A 16259-nucleotide genomic window follows, 5' to 3' on the forward strand; every position below is an offset into this window, starting at 1 on the left:
CCTGTTCTCCCGTCCACCGGGTGACGCCACGGTAGCCTTTGAGATAGGCTCCTGCGGTTCATCTTGACTGCATAAGGACATCGCCGATGACGCTACGAATCGAACGCACGGACACGCCCACCGACGAAGAACGCCAAGCCATCCTCGCCCCGCTACGCGCCTATAACACCGCCAAGACCGGCGGGACGGTGCCTGAACTGGTGGCTTGGCTGGTGCGGGACGAACAGGATGAAATTGTCGGGGGGCTCTATGGCCGAGTGTTTTTCCGCTGGCTGTATATCGAGCTGCTGGTGGTGCCGGAACAGGCCCGGGGCCAGGGCACGGGCTCGACCCTGATGCAGATGGCCGAAGAACTGGCCCGGGAGAAAAACTGCGTGGGCATCTGGCTGGACACCTTCGACTTCCAGGCGCCGGAGTTCTACCGCAAACACGGCTTCACGGAAATCGGCCAGATCGACGACTACCCGCCAGGCCACCAGCACTTCTTCTTCCAGAAGCGCCTGACGCCTACAGATTGAAACGCAAACCCTGTGGGAGCGAGCTTGCTCGCGATCGGCCTATCTGCTTAAAGACACGTCGCCAACGCCGCCAACCGGCGCTTGGCCACGAAGTCGTCATGCTTGGCGTAATAACTCAACTCGGTGCCTGTCGCACCGGCATGCAGATCGACAAACGATTCGGCAGAGCGGGTGTAGACCGTCGAGCCGCCCTTCTTGCCCGGTTGCAGGTAGGCGCCGGCATCGACACCAAACACCGCTTCGTCCTGCCAGGAGAACTGCACACACTGGGCCACGACCTGTTCGGGTTTGTCCGAGGTCAAGGTCTTGTAAGGGGCCTGGGTCCGGGCCTCGTTCATCGCCGAACCCGCGCAGCCGGCCAGCAAGGTTGCGGCCAGGGCCACGGTCAACATTCGCATTGCGTTCACTCATCAAGAAAAAAACGGACTGTAGCACTGCGGCCCGGGCCTTCGTGCTGCTTTACTGAAATTTACACGGGACATCGGCCTGCGATTCGCGCACCCTGTCGCGCCATTGCCACCAGCCACGCGGAACACTCCATGACCCCCAACGCCGAATTCTACAAACCCACCGCCGAATACGCCGACAAACTGATCAGCCAGATCGGCCAGACACCGTCCTGGATCGCCAAGCGCCTCGGCGTCACCGACAAGCGGATTCGCTACATCCTCGACGGCGAACGCACCGTCAAGGGCGAAACCACGCCGATCCAGATGACCTACACCGAACAATTCGCCCTCGAATGCCTGGCGGCTGCGGCCAAGGCCAGCAAGAAGCAGTCTGCATCCCCCAAGGAGTGACCATGGCGGCAACCGAACAGCAACACGAACGAGCCCTGGAAAAATTCCTCGACGAGCGCCCCGAGCTGCGCGTCGAGCTGGACCACCTCAACCCGCTGCTGGCCCAGGCCAAGGGCGAGACTGCCGCGCAGTACCGCGCCGAGCGGTTGCATGAAGCCTTCGAAGCCGAGGCCGAGCGCCTGGGCCTGTTTGCCTGGGAACTGACCCTGCAACTGACCGCCGCTTCACCCCAGGACTACCAGGCCCAGCGCCTGGAAGTGCACAAGGAGGTGGCGGAGATGGCGGGGATGGAATGGGCGGAGTATTGCGAGTTGCATGGCCTCAAACTCCAGGACTGAGCACTTTCCCTGTGGCCTGTAGGAGCTGCCGAGCAGGAGCATTCTTTAAATGCCCCTGAACCAAACAGGTCTCGCCCCCTTCCCTGGCAATCGCCCCACCGCCCATAAAGCTTTATCATGGCCGCAGTTTTGCTGATCGGGTCTGTCATGAAGTTCGCCATCGCGCTGTTTTCCGCCGCCCATGCGCCCTCCTCGCGCCGTGCCTTGCTGTTTGCCCAGGCTGCGCTGGCGGGCGGGCATGAGATCGTGCGGCTGTTTTTCTATCAGGACGGCGTCTATAACGCCTGCGCCAGTGTCGTCACGCCCCAGGACGAACAGGACCTGCCCCAGCAATGGCGAACCTTTGTCAGCGACAACCAGCTCGACGGCGTGGTCTGCATCGCGGCGGCGTTGCGTCGTGGGGTGTTGAACGAGGAAGAGGCCCAGCGCTACCAGCGTTCGGCGGCCAGTGTCGAGGCGCCCTGGGCCTTGTCCGGGCTGGGCCAGTTGCACGATGCGATCCAGGACGCCGACCGTTTGATCTGCTTTGGAGGCGCGTGATGGCCAAGTCTTTATTGCTCATCAGCCGCCAGGCCCCATGGTCCGGCCCCGCCGCCCGTGAAGCGCTGGACATCGTCCTGGCCGGCGGTGCATTCGACCTGCCGATCGGCCTGCTGTTTCTCGACGATGGGGTGTTCCAGCTCACCGCCGGCCAAAACGCCAAGGCGGTCCAGCAAAAGGACCTGAGCGCCAACCTGCAGGCGTTGCCGATGTTCGGCGTCGAGGACCTGTTCCTCTGTGCCGACAGCGCCGCCGAACGGGGTATCGCCACTGATACCCTGGCGCTGGGCGACGTGAAAGCTCTGACCGCGCCGCAAATCGCCGCGCTCATTGACCGTTACGACCAGGTGATCACCCTCTGATGTCGACTTTGCATGTGTTGTCTCATTCGCCCTTCGGCGATAACCGCCTCGCCAGTTGCCTGCGGGTACTGGGCAATCAGGATGCGCTGCTGCTGTGCGGCGACGCGACGTACGCGTTGCAACCGGGCAGCCCACCGTTTGAGGTGCTGCAGGCCGCTGGCGTGAACCTGTTCGTGCTCGCCGAAGACCTCCAGGCCCGCGCCCTGGACACGCCAGACTGGGCCGAAGCCATCAACTACTCAGGTTTCGTCGAGCTGTCGATCGAGCACGACAAGGTCAACACCTGGCTATGAAGACGCTGAACGTGGGCGACCGCGCCATCGCGCTGGACAAGGACGGCTACCTGGCCGACCTTGACGACTGGTCGGCCGAGGTCGCCACGGCCCTGGCAACCGCCGAAGACATCGAGCTCGGCCCCGAACACTGGGAAATCCTCGAACTGCTGCGCGGCTTCTACAACGAATTCCAGCTCTCCCCCGCGACCCGGCCGCTGATCAAGTACACGGCACTGAAACTGGGCGCGGACAAAGGCAATAGCCTGCACCTGAACCGATTGTTCAAAGGCACTCCCGCCAAACTCGCCGCCAAGCTGGCGGGCCTGCCCAAACCGACGAATTGCTTATGACCGACTTCCCATCGCTGACCCTTGAGACCCCGGCCGAACACCCGTTCGCCCAGTTCGTGCGCATCCTTGGCAAAGGCAAGCGCGGTGCCCGCAACCTGACCCGCGAAGAAGCCCGCGAAGCCATGGGCCTGGTGCTCGACGAAAAGGTCGAGGACACCCAGCTTGGCGCCTTCCTGATGCTGCTGCGACACAAGGAAGAAAGTGCCGAGGAGATGGCCGGTTTCACCGAGGCCCTGCGTGAACGCCTGGTAGTCCCGGCGTTGGCGGTGGACCTCGACTGGCCGACCTACGCCGGCAAGAAACGCCATTTGCCGTGGTACCTGCTGGCGGCCAAGTGCCTTGGGCAGAACGGCGTGCGGATTTTCATGCACGGCGCCGGCGCTCATACGGCAGGCCGGCTCTACACCGAACAATTGCTGGGCTTGTTGCAGATCCCACTGTGCCGGGATTGGCAGCAGGTCGGCAGCGCGCTGGACAACGGCGGCCTGGCCTTCATGCCGCTGGTGGACTGGGCGCCGCAGATGCAGCGGATGATTGACCTGCGCAACACCCTGGGCCTGCGCTCGCCGATCCACTCCCTGGCACGCATCCTCAACCCGCTGGCCGCCCGGTGCGGCTTGCAAAGCATCTTCCACCCGGGCTATCAGGCCGTGCACCGCGATGCCAGCGGCTTGCTCGGTGATACCGCCATCGTCATCAAGGGCGACGGCGGCGAGATCGAAATCAACCCGGACGCCGACAGCCACTTGTACGGCACCACCGGCGGCGTCAGTTGGGACGAAGAATGGCCGCGATTGGCCGAGCAGCGCCACGTCAAACCGGAAAACCTCGATCCCGAGCACTTGAAGGCGATCTGGCGTGGCGACGTCGAGGACAGCTACCCACAACTGGCGCTGATCGCCACCATGGCCCTGGCCTTGCGTGGCCTGGGCCTGGCGCGCGAAGAAGCGTTCGACAAAGCCCGGCAGTATTGGGATGCCCGGGATCGTTCGATTTAACCGATCATTAGCGCCCAACCTTTGCGCTTTTACTCCGAACCTATCGGAATAGACTCGCCTCCAACGTTTATTGGCCGAGGAGATCGAGATGGGTTTGTTAGTCGAGGGCCGCTGGCAGGATCAGTGGTATGAAAGCAAGGACGGCACCTTCCAGCGCGAACAGGCGCAACGCCGTCACTGGGTGACTGCCGACGGCAGCGCCGGCCCTTCGGGCGACAGCGGTTTTGCCGCCGAGGCCGGGCGCTACCATTTGTACGTGTCCCTGGCCTGCCCCTGGGCGCACCGCACGCTGATCTTGCGCAAGCTCAAGGGCCTGGAAAACTTGATCGATGTGTCGGTGGTCAGCTACCTGATGTTGGAAAACGGCTGGACCTTCGACAAGACCCACGGCTCCACTGGCGACAAACTCGACAACCTGAGCTTCCTGCATCAGCGCTACACCGCCGACACGCCGGACTACACTGGCCGCGTTACCGTGCCGGTGCTGTGGGACAAACGCCAACAACGCATCGTCAACAATGAATCGGCGGAAATCATCCGCATGTTCAACAGTGCCTTCGACGACTTGACTGGCAACGACCTGGACCTGTATCCCGAACACCTGCGCCGCGATATCGACGCCTTGAACGAGCGGATCTACCCGACGGTGAACAACGGTGTGTACCGTGCCGGATTCGCCACGACCCAAGCCGCGTATGAAGAAGCCTTCGACCGGCTATTTACCGAACTGGATTGGCTGGAAGCGTTACTGGCAACCCGTCGCTACCTGGCTGGCGATTACCTGACCGAGGCCGATATTCGCCTATTCACTACGATCATCCGCTTCGACGCGGTGTACTTCGGCCACTTCAAATGCAACCTGCGGCGCATCGCCGATTATCCGAACCTGTCGAACTGGCTGCGGGAGTTGTACCAGTGGCCAGGCATTGCCGAGACCGTGGATTTCACCCACATCCAAGGCCATTACTACGGCAGCCACAAGACCATCAACCCGAATGGGATCGTGCCCAAGGGGCCGAAGCAGGACCTTACGGTCGCCCATGATCGGGGAAGGTTGAGTGGGAAAGGGATTTGGCGTGGGGCTGGGGATTGAACCTGGGTTTTCGCTGTATTTGAGGGCCTCATCGCGAGCAAGCTCGCTCCCACATTGGACTGTATTCAAACACGGTCCACTGTGGGAGCGAGCTTGCTCGCAATCGGGACAACACGGTTTCAGACCTGGCCTTGAGCCCCTTCAAACCACGCCAGCTTCTCGCGCAGTTGCACCACTTCCCCAACGATCACCAGGGTCGGCGCATGCACTTCGTGCTCGGCCACCAGCCGTGGCAAGTCCGCCAAAGTGCCGGTAAATACCCGCTGGTTGGACGTCGTGCCCTGCTGGATCAACGCCGCTGGCGTATCCGCCGCACGGCCATGCTTGATCAGCTCGCTGCAGATCATCGGCAGGCCGACCAAGCCCATGTAGAACACCAGCGTCTGGGCCGGAGAGACCAGGTCGGCCCATGGCAAGTCGCTGGTGCCGTCCTTGAGATGGCCGGTGATGAAACGCACCGATTGGGCGTAGTCGCGATGGGTCAGCGGGATTCCGGCGTAGGCCGCGCAACCACTGGCCGCGGTGATGCCCGGGACGACCTGGAACGGGATGCCATGGGCCGCCAGCTCTTCGATCTCCTCGCCGCCGCGCCCGAAGATGAACGGATCGCCGCCCTTCAACCGCACCACGCGCTTGCCTTGGCGAGCCAGGTCCACCAATTGCTGGTTGATCTGGTCCTGGGGTACGGCATGTTCGGAACGGCGCTTGCCGACGTAGATGCGCTCGGCGTCGCGCCGGCAGAGCTCCAGGATCGCCGGCGCCACCAGGCGGTCGTACAGCACCACGTCCGCCTGTTGCATCAAGCGCAAGGCGCGGAAGGTCAACAGGTCCGGATCGCCCGGCCCGGCGCCCACCAGATAAACTTCGCCCGGCGCGTCCGGCGCCTGGCCATCGATCTTTTCCCGCAGCAGGCGCTCGGCTTCAGCGCCCTGCCCGGCCAGTTGCCGGTCGGCGATAGGACCCTGGAACACTTCTTCCCAGAACGCCCGTCGTTGCTGCACATCGGGAAACAAGCCTTTGACCTGGCTGCGAAAACGCGCCGCCAGCCCAGCCAACTGCCCGTAGGTCGACGGAATCCAGGTTTCCAGCTTGGCCCGGATCAGCCGCGCCAGCACCGGCGCGTCGCCGCCGCTGGACACCGCGATCACCAACGGTGAGCGGTCGACGATCGCCGGGAAGATCACGCTGCACAGCGCCGGCGCGTCCACCACGTTGACCGGCACACAACGCTTATGAGCGTCAGCCGAGACCTGGGCATTGAGCGGTTCGTCGTCGGTAGCGGCAATGATCAGCCCGCAACCGTCCAGGTCCGTTTCAAGGTAACCGCGCTGGAGGCACTCGCCGCCGCTGCCACTGACCAGTTCCCGCAACTGCGGTTCGATGTCGGGTGCGACCACCCGCAGCAACGCGCCGGCATCGGCCAGCAGGCGGGACTTGCGCAAGGCAATCTCCCCACCGCCGACCACCAGCACGCGGCTGCCGCGCAGGTTGTGGAACAGTGGCAAATAGTCCATTTAGCCGATGACCTCAATGCCGCCCATGTAGGGCTTCAACACTTCAGGCACACGGATCGAACCGTCGGCCTGCTGGTAGTTTTCCAGCACCGCCACCAGGGTACGCCCCACCGCCAGGCCAGAGCCATTGAGGGTGTGGACCAGTTCCGGCTTGCCGGTTTCCGGGTTGCGGAAACGCGCCTGCATGCGGCGGGCCTGGAAGTCGCCGCAGTTGGAGCACGAGGAAATCTCGCGGTACTTGTCCTGGCTCGGGATCCAGACTTCCAGGTCATAGGTCTTGACCGCACTGAAGCCCATGTCGCCGGTGCACAGCGCCAGGGTGCGATACGGCAGTTCCAGCAGCTGCAAGACCTTCTCGGCGTTGGCGGTCAGGCTTTCCAGCGCTTCCATGGACTTCGAAGGCTCGACGATCTGCACCATCTCGACCTTGTCGAACTGGTGTTGGCGGATCATGCCACGGGTGTCACGGCCCGACGCCCCGGCTTCACTGCGGAAGCACGGCGTGTGGGCAACGAACTTGATCGGCAGTTGCTTGGCGTCGACGATTTCGCCGGCCACGATGTTGGTCAGCGACACTTCGGCGGTCGGGATCAGGTACAGGTCTGCCTCGCCTTCGCGGCTGATCTTGAACAGATCTTCCTCGAACTTCGGCAACTGGCCAGTGCCTTGCAGGGCCGGGGCCTGGACCAGGTACGGCGTGTAGGCTTCTTCGTAGCCGTGCTCGGTGACATGCAGGTTGATCATGAACTGCGCCAGGGCCCGGTGCAGGCGGGCAATCGGCCCGCGCAGCAAGGCAAAACGGGCGCCCGACAGCTTGGCGGCGGTTTCGAAGTCGAGCCAGCCGAACTTCTCGCCCAGGGCCACGTGGTCCTGCACCGGGAAATCGAAGGCTTTCGGCGTGCCCCAACGGCGCACTTCGACGTTGCCCTCTTCGTCTTCACCGACCGGCACCGATTCGTGAGGCAGGTTCGGGATGCCCAGCAGGATCGAATCCAGCTCGGTCTGGATCGCGTCCAGCTCGACCTTGCCGGCGCTCAATTCGCCCGCCATGCGCTCGACATCAGCCATCAGCGGCGCGATGTCTTCACCGCGCTGCTTGGCCTGGCCGATGGACTTGGAGCGCGCGTTACGTTCAGCCTGCAGGGCTTCGGTGCGGGTCTGGACGGTCTTGCGCTGTTCTTCCAGCGCTTCGATGCGCGCGACGTCCAGGGCAAAGCCACGGGATGCCAGGCGGTCCGCTACGTCCTGAAGGTTGCTACGTAACAGTTTGGAATCGAGCATGTCGGTCTCTCGTTATCAAAGTTTGGTCAAGGACAGGCCAGCCCAGGTGGCGAGCAGCCCGCCGAATACGCTGATGGCCGCATAGCCCAGGGCCAGCGGCACTTGCCCGCTTTCCAGCAAGCGCACCGTATCCAGTGAAAAGGATGAAAAGGTCGTCAGGCCGCCAAGAAAGCCGACGATCAGGCCCGCACGCACCTCGATAGGCACTTCCGGGCGCATCAAAAACAGACCGTATAGAACACCGATCAGCAGACAGCCCACGATATTAACGGCCAGCGTCGCGGTATAGAAGTGCCGCGGCCAATTTGCGTTGATCCAGTTGCCGGTCGCGAAGCGCACCAACGTACCCGCAACGCCACCGGCGGAAACTGCAAGAATCAAGGGGATCAAGGTTTTCTCCGCTGCCGTGGACTCAAGCGGTCCAGTTGCGCCAAGTGGTTGAGCTTCTCGCCGATCTTCAGCTCCAGGCCACGAGGCACCGGCTGATAGAAGCGCTGGGGTTCGAGTTCATCGGGAAAATAGTCTTCGCCGGCGGCATAGGCGTCCGGCTCATCGTGGGCGTAACGGTATTCTTCGCCGTAGCCCAGCTGCTTCATGAGCTTGGTCGGCGCGTTGCGCAGGTGCAGCGGCACCTCGAGGGAACCGTGCTCGGTAGCGCTGCGCATCGCCGCCTTGAAACCCATGTACACGGCGTTGCTTTTCGGCGCGCAGGCCAGGTAGGTGATCGCCTGGGCCACGGCAAGCTCGCCTTCCGGGCTGCCGAGGCGCTCCTGCACGTCCCAGGCCGCCAGGCACAGGCTCAGGGCCCGCGGGTCGGCATTACCGATGTCTTCGCTGGCCATGCGCACCACCCGCCGCGCCAGGTACAGCGGATCGCAGCCGCCGTCGATCATGCGCGCAAACCAGTACAAGGCCGCGTCGGGGTTGGAACCGCGGATCGATTTGTGCAGCGCCGAAATCTGGTCGTAGAACGCCTCGCCGCCCTTGTCGAAGCGCCGACGGGTGTCACCCAGCAGGCTTTGCAGCAGCTCGACGCCGATCTCGCTGTCGTCTTCGGCCAGGTCCGAGGCGTTTTCCAGCAGGTTGAGCAAGCGCCGGCCATCGCCATCGGCGGCTGAAAACAGGATCTGGAAGCCTTCATCGCTGAGGCTCAGATGCCGCTTGCCCAGGCCGCGCTCCTCGGTCAGCGCGCGATGCACCAACTTGCGCATCGCCGCCTCGTCGAGGCTCTTGAGCACGTAGACCCGCGCCCGCGACAGCAAAGCGTTGTTGAGTTCGAACGAAGGGTTTTCGGTGGTCGCGCCAATGAAAATCAGCGTGCCGTCTTCGACGTAGGGCAGGAATGCGTCCTGTTGAGACTTGTTGAAACGGTGGACTTCGTCGACGAACAGGATCGTGCGCTTGCCGTATTGCCCGGCCTGCTGCTTGGCCACTTCCACCGCCTGGCGGATCTCCTTGACCCCGGCCAGTACCGCCGACACCGTTTCGAAATGGGCGTCCGAGACTTCCGCCAGCAGTCGCGCCAGGGTGGTCTTGCCCACGCCCGGCGGGCCCCAGAAGATCATCGAGTGCAACGCACCCTGCTCCAAGGCCTCGCGCAGAGGCTTGCCGCGGGCGAGCACATGCTCCTGGCCGACGTACTCATCCAGGTTGGTCGCGCGCAGGCGGGCGGCCAAGGGCTGGGCAATCGGGGCGCTTCGAAACAGGTCCATCACTACTTATGCAACCTCCACTGAATCCTGGTGCCGATGATCTCTGCCGGAGCAGACCTGTGGGAGCAAGGCTTGCCCGCGATTGCATCGCCTCGGTCTACCAGATACACCGAGGTGCCTGTATCGCGGGCAAGCCTTGCTCCCACAGACCAATTCCCACAGACCATTCCTACAGGCGATTTCCCACAGGGGGTCTTGGTTTATTCCTGGATCACGTCCGCACCCTTGGGGATATCGAACTTGAACTTGGACGCGGCGATCGGCTCGTTGGCCTTGACCCCGGTGAACAGGATATTGGTGCGCTGGCCAACACTGTCGATCAGTTGCATGTCGTTGACCAGGCCGTTACGGAACGACAGGCGCAGACTGTCGAACAGGCTATCCTTGGTCTTGGGCTTGAGGGTGAAGTCAATCACGCCACCGGCCTCCTTGGAGGTGATCTCGAAGCTCTGGCTGATCTCGGAAATGTCACCGGAGAGCAGCAGCGCCGGCGTCTGGGTCAGGCGCTGGTCGAGGGTCTTGATGGTCACCTGCTCCAGGTCCGGGTCCCACAGGGAAACTTTCTTGCCATCTGAGACCATCAATTGCTCGGCTGGCGCATCGGTGTGCCAGTAGAACAGGCCTGGACGCTGCAGGGCCATGTCGCCAGCGGTTTCCTGCAACTGGGTACCACTGCCATCGAGGGTCAACTGGGAGAAACGCGCGGTCAGGGTCTGGGAGCCTCCCAGCAATTGGGTCAGGCGAGCCACGTCCTTTTCGCCGGCGTGGGCCGACAAAGTAGACAAGGCCAGTACGGGCAACAGCAACATGCGAATCAGGCGCATGGGAGTCCTCATGAAGTCGTGGGGGTCGAGCGGTCTGTCAGCAGGCCGCCCGGGTCGTTAGTCGCGCATCGGGCCCGGCGCCAGTACTTCGCGCGAGCCGTTGGTGTTCATGGCCGTCACCACCCCGGCCATTTCCATGGCTTCGATCATGCGGGCGGCGCGGTTGTAGCCAATCTTCAGCTTGCGCTGAACGGCAGAAATCGAGGCCCGGCGGCTTTCCAGGACGAATTGCACCGCTTCGTCATAGAGCGCATCGGTTTCAGCATCGTCGTCACCGCCGCCGCTGCTGCCCTCGAAACCGCTGCCGGCTTCTTCGACACCGTTGAGGATGTCGTCGTTGTATTCAGGAGCGCCACGCAGTTTCCAGGCCTCCACCACGCGGTGCACTTCGTCGTCGGAGACGAACGCGCCATGCACACGGATCGGCAGGCTGGTGCCCGGCGGCATGTAGAGCATGTCACCGTGACCAAGCAGCTGCTCGGCACCGCCCTGGTCGATGATGGTCCGCGAGTCGATCTTGCTCGACACCTGGAACGCCATGCGGGTCGGGATGTTGGCCTTGATCAGGCCGGTGATCACGTCCACCGACGGCCGCTGTGTGGCGAGGATCAGGTGGATACCGGCCGCACGGGCCTTCTGGGCAATACGGGCGATCAGCTCTTCGACCTTCTTGCCGACGATCATCATCATGTCGGCGAATTCGTCCACCACCACCACGATGGTCGGCAGCTTGTGCAGCAGCGGCGCTTCGTCGTGGATATTTTCGCGGTGATACAGCGGGTCGCTCAACGGCGTACCGGCCTCTTCGGCTTCCTTGACCTTGGCATTGAAGCCCGACAGGTTGCGCACGCCCATCTTCGCCATCAGCTTGTAGCGGCGCTCCATCTCGGCGACGCTCCAGCGCAAGGCGTTGGCGGCGTCCTTCATGTCGGTGACCACCGGGCAGAGCAGGTGCGGGATGCCTTCGTAGATCGACAGCTCGAGCATTTTCGGGTCGATCATGATCAGCTTGGCGTCTTCGGGACCTGACTTGAACAGAATCGACAGGATCATCGCGTTCACGCCCACCGACTTACCGGAACCGGTGGTACCGGCCACCAGCAGGTGGGGCATTTTCGCCAGGTCAGTGATGACCGGCTTGCCGCCGATGTCGTGGCCCAGGGCCAGGGTGACCGGCGACTTGTGGTTGTCGTACTCAGGCGTCGACAGCACTTCGGAGAAGCGCACGATCTGCCGGTCTTCGTTGGGAATCTCGATGCCCACGGTGGTCTTGCCGGGAATCACTTCCACCACCCGCACGCTGGTCACGGCCAGGGAACGCGCCAGGTCTTTCGCGAGGTTGGAGATGCGGCTGACCTTCACGCCGGCGGCCGGCTGGATTTCGTAGCGGGTGATGACCGGGCCCGGGTGAATCGAGTCCACCGAGACCTCGACGCCGAACTCCTTGAGCTTGATCTCCAGCAAATGGCCGACGGCCGCCAGGGATTCGGGCGAGTAGTTGAGCTGTTTCTTCTCGGCCGGGTCCAGGATCGAGATCGGCGGCAAGGTGCCTTCCACCGCGCTGTCGACGAACAGCGGCGCCTGTTTCTCTTTCTGGACGCGCTTGCTTTGCTCGGGCGGCTTGGCCGGGGCCATGGTGATGACCGGCGGCACCTGTTTCTCGCGATCGGACATGTGCTTGCTCAACGCCTGCTCACGCTCGATCAGGCGCTCCTTGACCTTGGCCTGCTCGCGCTTGTCCGGCGTCGTCGGGGCTACCACGTCGTGGACACGGTCGTCGACTTCACGCAGTTGCGCCACCAGTTGCTTGCGCTCGGTGCGCGCCGCCCACCAGCGATTCATGGCGCCCTGGATCAGCTCGATCAGGTCGAGGGTGATCTTGCCGGTGACGTCCATGACCTTGAACCATGACAGGTCGGTGAACACCGTCAGGCCGAACAGGAACAGGGCGATGAACAGCAGCGTGCTGCCCTGGATGTTCAGGGCGTTCCTGGCCAGGTCGCCGAGGCTTTCCCCCAGCGCCCCGCCCGCCCCGGCCGGCAAGCCGGTGGGCGCGTGGAAATGGATATGGGCCAGCGCGGCCCCCGACAACACCAGGAACACCAGGCCGATCAGGCGCCAGGAGAACAGCCAGCCGCTCCACTGCCACGGCTCGTGGCGCTGGCGGAAGATCTGATAGGCCTTGATCGCCAGCAGCAGCGGGAAGATGTAGGCGAAATAGCCCAGCACCATGAACAGGATGTCGGCGCTGTAGGAACCGGCCGGACCGCCGAAGTTCTGCACGTCGTCGATCTTGCTGTTATGGCTCCAGCCCGGATCGTCCTTGCCGTAGGTCAGCAGGGCCATCATCAGGAACAGGCACAGGGCGCCGATGGCGATCAACGCACCTTCCTTGAGCCGGTAGTGCAATTGCTGGCGCCAGAGCGGAACGACTGGTTTGGGTGCTGCGGTGGATTTCTTCAAAACGCTTCTTTTCCTGCGCCAACGGCGCGTCCATCTGTTGAATGACTATAAAAAACTGCCCATGACGAGCAGGTAAAAAAGTGAATGTGCACAACCGGTACTACTTTTACCACTGTGGGGTGCATCCAGAAAACCGCAGGTGTTGCCGAAGATTTTGATCTTTAGCCCATCCTGCGTTCAAAACTCAAGCATTGTACGGGTTTGTCCGCGCCAAGGCATTGCCTGACAGCATAGCCGGATACAGGGTGTACACGCGCCAATTGGACCATGCATTCTCTTTTGTGACAAAGGCTTATGAGGTGTTTTTTATGAGCGAAGTGAAGCATTCACGCCTGATCATTCTCGGTTCCGGCCCTGCGGGGTACAGCGCTGCCGTCTATGCTGCCCGCGCCAACCTCAAACCCGTTGTCATTACCGGTCTGCAGGCCGGTGGCCAGCTCACCACCACGGTGGAAGTCGATAACTGGCCCGGCGATGTCGAAGGCCTGACGGGCCCGGTACTGATGGAACGCATGCAACGGCACGCCGAGCGCTTCGACACGCAGATCGTCTACGACCATGTCCACACCGCCAAGTTGCAACAGCGCCCATTCGAATTGATCGGCGACAGCGGCACCTACACCTGCGACGCGCTGATCATTGCCACCGGTGCCTCAGCCCAATACCTGGGACTGCCTTCGGAAGAAAGCTTCGCCGGCAAGGGAGTTTCGGCGTGTGCGACCTGCGATGGCTTTTTCTATCGCAACCAGGTGGTGGCCGTGGTCGGCGGCGGCAATACCGCGGTCGAGGAAGCCCTGTACCTGTCGAACATCGCCAGGGAAGTGCACCTGATCCACCGTCGCGACAAGCTGCGTTCAGAGAAAATCCTGCAGGACAAACTCTTCGAAAAGGCCGCCAGCGGCAATATCAAGCTGCACTGGAACCAGAACCTGGACGAAGTCCTGGGCGACGCCAGCGGCGTGACTGGCGCGCGCCTGCGCCACAGCGAGACCGGCGAAACCAGCACCCTGTCCCTGGCCGGCGTGTTCATTGCTATCGGCCATAAACCCAATACCGAGCTGTTCCAGGGCCAGTTGAAGATGCGTGACGGCTACCTGCTCGTACGCGGCGGCAACGAAGGCAACGCCACCGCGACCGATATCGAAGGCGTGTTCGCCGCCGGCGATGTGGCCGACCATGTCTATCGCCAAGCGATTACCTCCGCCGGCGCTGGCTGCATGGCCGCACTCGACGCAGAGAAGTATCTCGATGACATCCCGGCCGTTTGACGGTTAACCTTCCAGGCGGGCGCTCGCTGATGGACGAGGCCCGCCACCTGCCGCCCTCCCCTTCTACTAAGCCGGATACCAATGCTGACCTGGTTACAACGCAACACTTTCGAGTTCCCGCCACTGGCAAAAGCCATGCGCGATCCCAACGGGTTATTGGCCGCCGGTGGCGATCTATCCGCCGACAGGCTGATCCAGGCCTATCGCCATGGTTGCTTCCCATGGTTTTCCGAGGGGCAGCCGATCCTCTGGTGGTCGCCGGACCCGCGCACGGTGCTGTTTCCCGACGAACTGCACATATCCCGCAGCCTGGGCAAACTGCTGCGCAAGCAGCGCTATGAAGTGACGTTCGATCGGGATTTTGCCGCGGTCATCCAGGCCTGCGCCGCGCCGCGGGACTATGCCGAGGGCACCTGGATCACCGACGCCATGCAAACCGCTTATCTGGAACTGCACCGACGCGGTTTCGCCCATTCGGTGGAAGTGTGGGACCAAGGGGCATTGGTGGGCGGCCTGTATGGCTTGGCCATGGGCCAGCTGTTTTTTGGCGAGTCCATGTTCAGCCGGGCCGACAATGCGTCGAAATTCGGCTTCGCGAGGCTGGTCCAACACCTCAAGGCCGCCGGTTTCGTGCTGATCGACTGCCAGATGCCCACCGAGCATCTGCACAGCCTGGGCGCCCGCTCGATTCCACGGACTGAGTTTGCGGGCTATCTCAAGGCCCATCTGGATCAACCCAACCACGCAACCTGGGTTTGCTGAGCGACATTCGCGCTCGTGGCTTACACTTAAATTTAAAAGCTTATCCGAGGGTTGATCATGACCGAGTTGGCGCGCTTGAAGTTCTATGCCACTCAGCCCCACTCTTGCAGTTACCTGCCAGAGGAGCAGGCCACGACGCTGTTCCTCGACCCTAGCCAGCCCATGGATGTGCATGTCTACGCAGACCTGTCGGAAATGGGCTTTCGTCGTAGTGGCGACCATCTCTACCGGCCCCATTGCCAGCATTGCAACGCCTGCGTCCCGGCGCGCATCCCTGTGGCGCAATTTTTGCCCAATCGTCAGCAGAAACGCATTTTCAAGCGCAACGCCGACCTTCAGGTCCGCCCAGCCAAGCCGCAGTTCACTGAAGAATATTTCGACCTGTACCAGCGCTACATCGAACAACGCCATGCCGATGGCGACATGTATCCGCCCAGTCGGGATCAGTTCTCGACCTTCCTGGTACGTGATCTGCCGTTTTCCCGCTTCTACGAATTCCGCCTCGAAGGGCGCCTGGTCGCCATCGCCGTCACGGACCTGCTGCCCAATGGGCTTTCGGCGGTGTACACCTTCTACGAGCCAGACGAAGAACGGCGCAGCCTGGGGCGGTTTGCCATCCTCTGGCAAATCAACGAAGCCCGGCGCCTGGGACTGGAAGCGGTGTACCTGGGCTACTGGATCAAGAACTGCAAGAAAATGAACTACAAGACCCAATATCGCCCCATTGAACTGCTGATTAACCAGCGGTGGGTTGTCCTGAGTTAGATCCCTTCGGCTTAAAAGCTAGAACCCCTTGGCTTGAACCCCCTTTTTCGGGCACAATGCACGCCGCTTTTGCCTGGCGCAGTTGCACCGGGCCATTCACTGGATACCGAGGGCTTTACTGCATGTCGAAAGAAGACAGCTTCGAAATGGAAGGCACTGTCGTCGACACCCTGCCCAACACCATGTTTCGTGTGGAGTTGGAAAATGGGCACGTCGTAACCGCGCATATCTCCGGCAAGATGCGCAAGAACTACATTCGTATTCTTACCGGTGACAAAGTGCGCGTCGAGCTGACGCCCTATGACTTGAGCAAAGGGCGCATCACTTACCGCGCTCGCTAACAAGTCAATACAAAACGCCCGGCTGATGCCGGGCGTTTTTGTTTGTGGGAGCCAA

At 62.2% G+C, this 16259-nt stretch carries 20 protein-coding genes; 13 read left to right on the plus strand and 7 right to left on the minus strand.

Features of this window, described 5'->3' with window-relative positions:
* Positions 1 to 86 precede the first annotated feature (86 nt).
* Positions 87 to 518, plus strand: coding sequence for a GNAT family N-acetyltransferase (locus KI235_RS19215; RefSeq protein WP_038858252.1), 432 nt, complete (start codon positions 87 to 89; stop codon positions 516 to 518).
* Between the two features lie 47 nt (positions 519 to 565).
* On the opposite strand, the gene KI235_RS19220 is transcribed toward KI235_RS19215, so the two are convergent.
* The gene (locus tag KI235_RS19220; protein WP_013693699.1) at positions 566 to 916 is read right to left on the minus strand and encodes a hypothetical protein; all 351 of its coding nucleotides are present in this window, start codon (positions 914 to 916) and stop codon (positions 566 to 568) included.
* Positions 917 to 1057: 141 nt separating this feature from the next.
* Here KI235_RS19220 and KI235_RS19225 point away from each other — a divergent pair, with 141 nt between their 5' ends.
* The 8 genes from KI235_RS19225 to KI235_RS19260 all read left to right on the plus strand — a co-directional run bounded on the left by KI235_RS19225 (position 1058) and on the right by KI235_RS19260 (position 5274).
* Positions 1058 to 1318, plus strand: coding sequence for a hypothetical protein (locus KI235_RS19225; protein ID WP_003203303.1), 261 nt, complete (start codon positions 1058 to 1060; stop codon positions 1316 to 1318).
* A gap of 2 nt (positions 1319 to 1320) precedes the next feature.
* Positions 1321 to 1656 (plus strand): DUF6388 family protein, encoded by a 336-nt coding sequence (locus tag KI235_RS19230; protein ID WP_003203305.1) that lies wholly within the window; start codon positions 1321 to 1323, stop codon positions 1654 to 1656.
* Between the two features lie 147 nt (positions 1657 to 1803).
* Positions 1804 to 2196 (plus strand): sulfurtransferase complex subunit TusD, encoded by a 393-nt coding sequence (gene tusD, locus KI235_RS19235; protein ID WP_013693700.1) that lies wholly within the window; start codon positions 1804 to 1806, stop codon positions 2194 to 2196.
* Positions 2196 to 2558 carry a sulfurtransferase complex subunit TusC gene (gene tusC / locus KI235_RS19240; RefSeq protein ID WP_028237175.1) on the plus strand — a complete coding sequence of 121 codons (363 nt, stop codon included), beginning with the start codon at positions 2196 to 2198 and terminating at the stop codon, positions 2556 to 2558. Before tusD ends, tusC begins: the two co-directional genes overlap by 1 nt.
* Entirely contained in the window at positions 2558 to 2851 is a 294-nt protein-coding gene (gene tusB, locus KI235_RS19245; RefSeq protein ID WP_003203312.1) for a sulfurtransferase complex subunit TusB, read from the plus strand. The genes tusC and tusB overlap by 1 nt, the downstream gene beginning before the upstream one ends.
* On the plus strand, positions 2848 to 3183 hold the full coding sequence (locus KI235_RS19250; RefSeq protein WP_003203314.1) for a TusE/DsrC/DsvC family sulfur relay protein: 336 nt from the start codon (positions 2848 to 2850) through the stop codon (positions 3181 to 3183). The genes tusB and KI235_RS19250 overlap by 4 nt, the downstream gene beginning before the upstream one ends.
* Positions 3180 to 4181 carry a glycosyl transferase family protein gene (locus KI235_RS19255; RefSeq protein ID WP_003203316.1) on the plus strand — a complete coding sequence of 334 codons (1002 nt, stop codon included), beginning with the start codon at positions 3180 to 3182 and terminating at the stop codon, positions 4179 to 4181. Before KI235_RS19250 ends, KI235_RS19255 begins: the two co-directional genes overlap by 4 nt.
* 88 nt (positions 4182 to 4269) lie before the next feature.
* Positions 4270 to 5274 carry a glutathione S-transferase family protein gene (locus KI235_RS19260; RefSeq protein WP_212795250.1) on the plus strand — a complete coding sequence of 335 codons (1005 nt, stop codon included), beginning with the start codon at positions 4270 to 4272 and terminating at the stop codon, positions 5272 to 5274.
* A gap of 119 nt (positions 5275 to 5393) precedes the next feature.
* On the opposite strand, the gene cysG is transcribed toward KI235_RS19260, so the two are convergent.
* From cysG to KI235_RS19290, 6 genes are all read right to left on the minus strand, one after another.
* The gene (gene cysG / locus KI235_RS19265; RefSeq protein ID WP_003203321.1) at positions 5394 to 6788 is read right to left on the minus strand and encodes a siroheme synthase CysG; all 1395 of its coding nucleotides are present in this window, start codon (positions 6786 to 6788) and stop codon (positions 5394 to 5396) included.
* Positions 6789 to 8069, minus strand: coding sequence for a serine--tRNA ligase (serS, locus tag KI235_RS19270; RefSeq protein ID WP_003203323.1), 1281 nt, complete (start codon positions 8067 to 8069; stop codon positions 6789 to 6791). It lies immediately after the preceding gene.
* Between the two features lie 15 nt (positions 8070 to 8084).
* The gene (crcB, locus tag KI235_RS19275; protein WP_013693703.1) at positions 8085 to 8459 is read right to left on the minus strand and encodes a fluoride efflux transporter CrcB; all 375 of its coding nucleotides are present in this window, start codon (positions 8457 to 8459) and stop codon (positions 8085 to 8087) included.
* A complete protein-coding gene (locus tag KI235_RS19280; protein ID WP_003203328.1) occupies positions 8456 to 9781 on the minus strand; it encodes a replication-associated recombination protein A in 1326 nt (441 codons plus the stop codon). The genes crcB and KI235_RS19280 overlap by 4 nt, the downstream gene beginning before the upstream one ends.
* Before the next feature lie 200 nt (positions 9782 to 9981).
* Complete coding sequence (lolA, locus tag KI235_RS19285; RefSeq protein WP_003203330.1) at positions 9982 to 10605, minus strand: outer membrane lipoprotein chaperone LolA; 624 nt, start codon at positions 10603 to 10605, stop codon at positions 9982 to 9984.
* 57 nt (positions 10606 to 10662) lie between these two features.
* A complete protein-coding gene (locus KI235_RS19290) occupies positions 10663 to 13068 on the minus strand; it encodes a DNA translocase FtsK (RefSeq protein WP_003203332.1) in 2406 nt (801 codons plus the stop codon).
* Between the two features lie 308 nt (positions 13069 to 13376).
* Between KI235_RS19290 and trxB the strand changes: the two genes are divergently transcribed.
* From trxB to infA, 4 genes are all read left to right on the plus strand, one after another.
* Positions 13377 to 14336: a thioredoxin-disulfide reductase gene (gene trxB, locus KI235_RS19295; protein ID WP_003203334.1), complete on the plus strand. Its 960-nt coding sequence runs from the start codon at positions 13377 to 13379 to the stop codon at positions 14334 to 14336.
* Between the two features lie 81 nt (positions 14337 to 14417).
* A complete protein-coding gene (gene aat / locus KI235_RS19300) occupies positions 14418 to 15098 on the plus strand; it encodes a leucyl/phenylalanyl-tRNA--protein transferase (protein ID WP_003203336.1) in 681 nt (226 codons plus the stop codon).
* 57 nt (positions 15099 to 15155) lie between these two features.
* Positions 15156 to 15863: an arginyltransferase gene (locus KI235_RS19305; protein WP_003203338.1), complete on the plus strand. Its 708-nt coding sequence runs from the start codon at positions 15156 to 15158 to the stop codon at positions 15861 to 15863.
* A gap of 122 nt (positions 15864 to 15985) precedes the next feature.
* Entirely contained in the window at positions 15986 to 16204 is a 219-nt protein-coding gene (infA, locus tag KI235_RS19310; protein ID WP_002553999.1) for a translation initiation factor IF-1, read from the plus strand.
* Positions 16205 to 16259 lie beyond the last annotated feature (55 nt).

Source organism: Pseudomonas sp. St386 (genome assembly GCF_018325865.1).
Classification (GTDB): domain Bacteria; phylum Pseudomonadota; class Gammaproteobacteria; order Pseudomonadales; family Pseudomonadaceae; genus Aquipseudomonas; species Aquipseudomonas brassicacearum.

Bases quoted from the DNA above. Each gene is read 5' to 3' on its own strand.
- KI235_RS19215 (WP_038858252.1), top strand. From the start codon at position 87: ATGACGCTACGAATCGAACGCACGGACACGCCCACCGACGAAGAACGC.
- KI235_RS19220 (WP_013693699.1), bottom strand. From the start codon at position 916: ATGCGAATGTTGACCGTGGCCCTGGCCGCAACCTTGCTGGCCGGCTGC.
- KI235_RS19225 (WP_003203303.1), top strand. From the start codon at position 1,058: ATGACCCCCAACGCCGAATTCTACAAACCCACCGCCGAATACGCCGAC.
- KI235_RS19230 (WP_003203305.1), top strand. From the start codon at position 1,321: ATGGCGGCAACCGAACAGCAACACGAACGAGCCCTGGAAAAATTCCTC.
- tusD (WP_013693700.1), top strand. From the start codon at position 1,804: ATGAAGTTCGCCATCGCGCTGTTTTCCGCCGCCCATGCGCCCTCCTCG.
- tusC (WP_028237175.1), top strand. From the start codon at position 2,196: ATGGCCAAGTCTTTATTGCTCATCAGCCGCCAGGCCCCATGGTCCGGC.
- tusB (WP_003203312.1), top strand. From the start codon at position 2,558: ATGTCGACTTTGCATGTGTTGTCTCATTCGCCCTTCGGCGATAACCGC.
- KI235_RS19250 (WP_003203314.1), top strand. From the start codon at position 2,848: ATGAAGACGCTGAACGTGGGCGACCGCGCCATCGCGCTGGACAAGGAC.
- KI235_RS19255 (WP_003203316.1), top strand. From the start codon at position 3,180: ATGACCGACTTCCCATCGCTGACCCTTGAGACCCCGGCCGAACACCCG.
- KI235_RS19260 (WP_212795250.1), top strand. From the start codon at position 4,270: ATGGGTTTGTTAGTCGAGGGCCGCTGGCAGGATCAGTGGTATGAAAGC.
- cysG (WP_003203321.1), bottom strand. From the start codon at position 6,788: ATGGACTATTTGCCACTGTTCCACAACCTGCGCGGCAGCCGCGTGCTG.
- serS (WP_003203323.1), bottom strand. From the start codon at position 8,069: ATGCTCGATTCCAAACTGTTACGTAGCAACCTTCAGGACGTAGCGGAC.
- KI235_RS19280 (WP_003203328.1), bottom strand. From the start codon at position 9,781: ATGGACCTGTTTCGAAGCGCCCCGATTGCCCAGCCCTTGGCCGCCCGC.
- lolA (WP_003203330.1), bottom strand. From the start codon at position 10,605: ATGCGCCTGATTCGCATGTTGCTGTTGCCCGTACTGGCCTTGTCTACT.
- trxB (WP_003203334.1), top strand. From the start codon at position 13,377: ATGAGCGAAGTGAAGCATTCACGCCTGATCATTCTCGGTTCCGGCCCT.
- aat (WP_003203336.1), top strand. From the start codon at position 14,418: ATGCTGACCTGGTTACAACGCAACACTTTCGAGTTCCCGCCACTGGCA.
- KI235_RS19305 (WP_003203338.1), top strand. From the start codon at position 15,156: ATGACCGAGTTGGCGCGCTTGAAGTTCTATGCCACTCAGCCCCACTCT.
- infA (WP_002553999.1), top strand. From the start codon at position 15,986: ATGTCGAAAGAAGACAGCTTCGAAATGGAAGGCACTGTCGTCGACACC.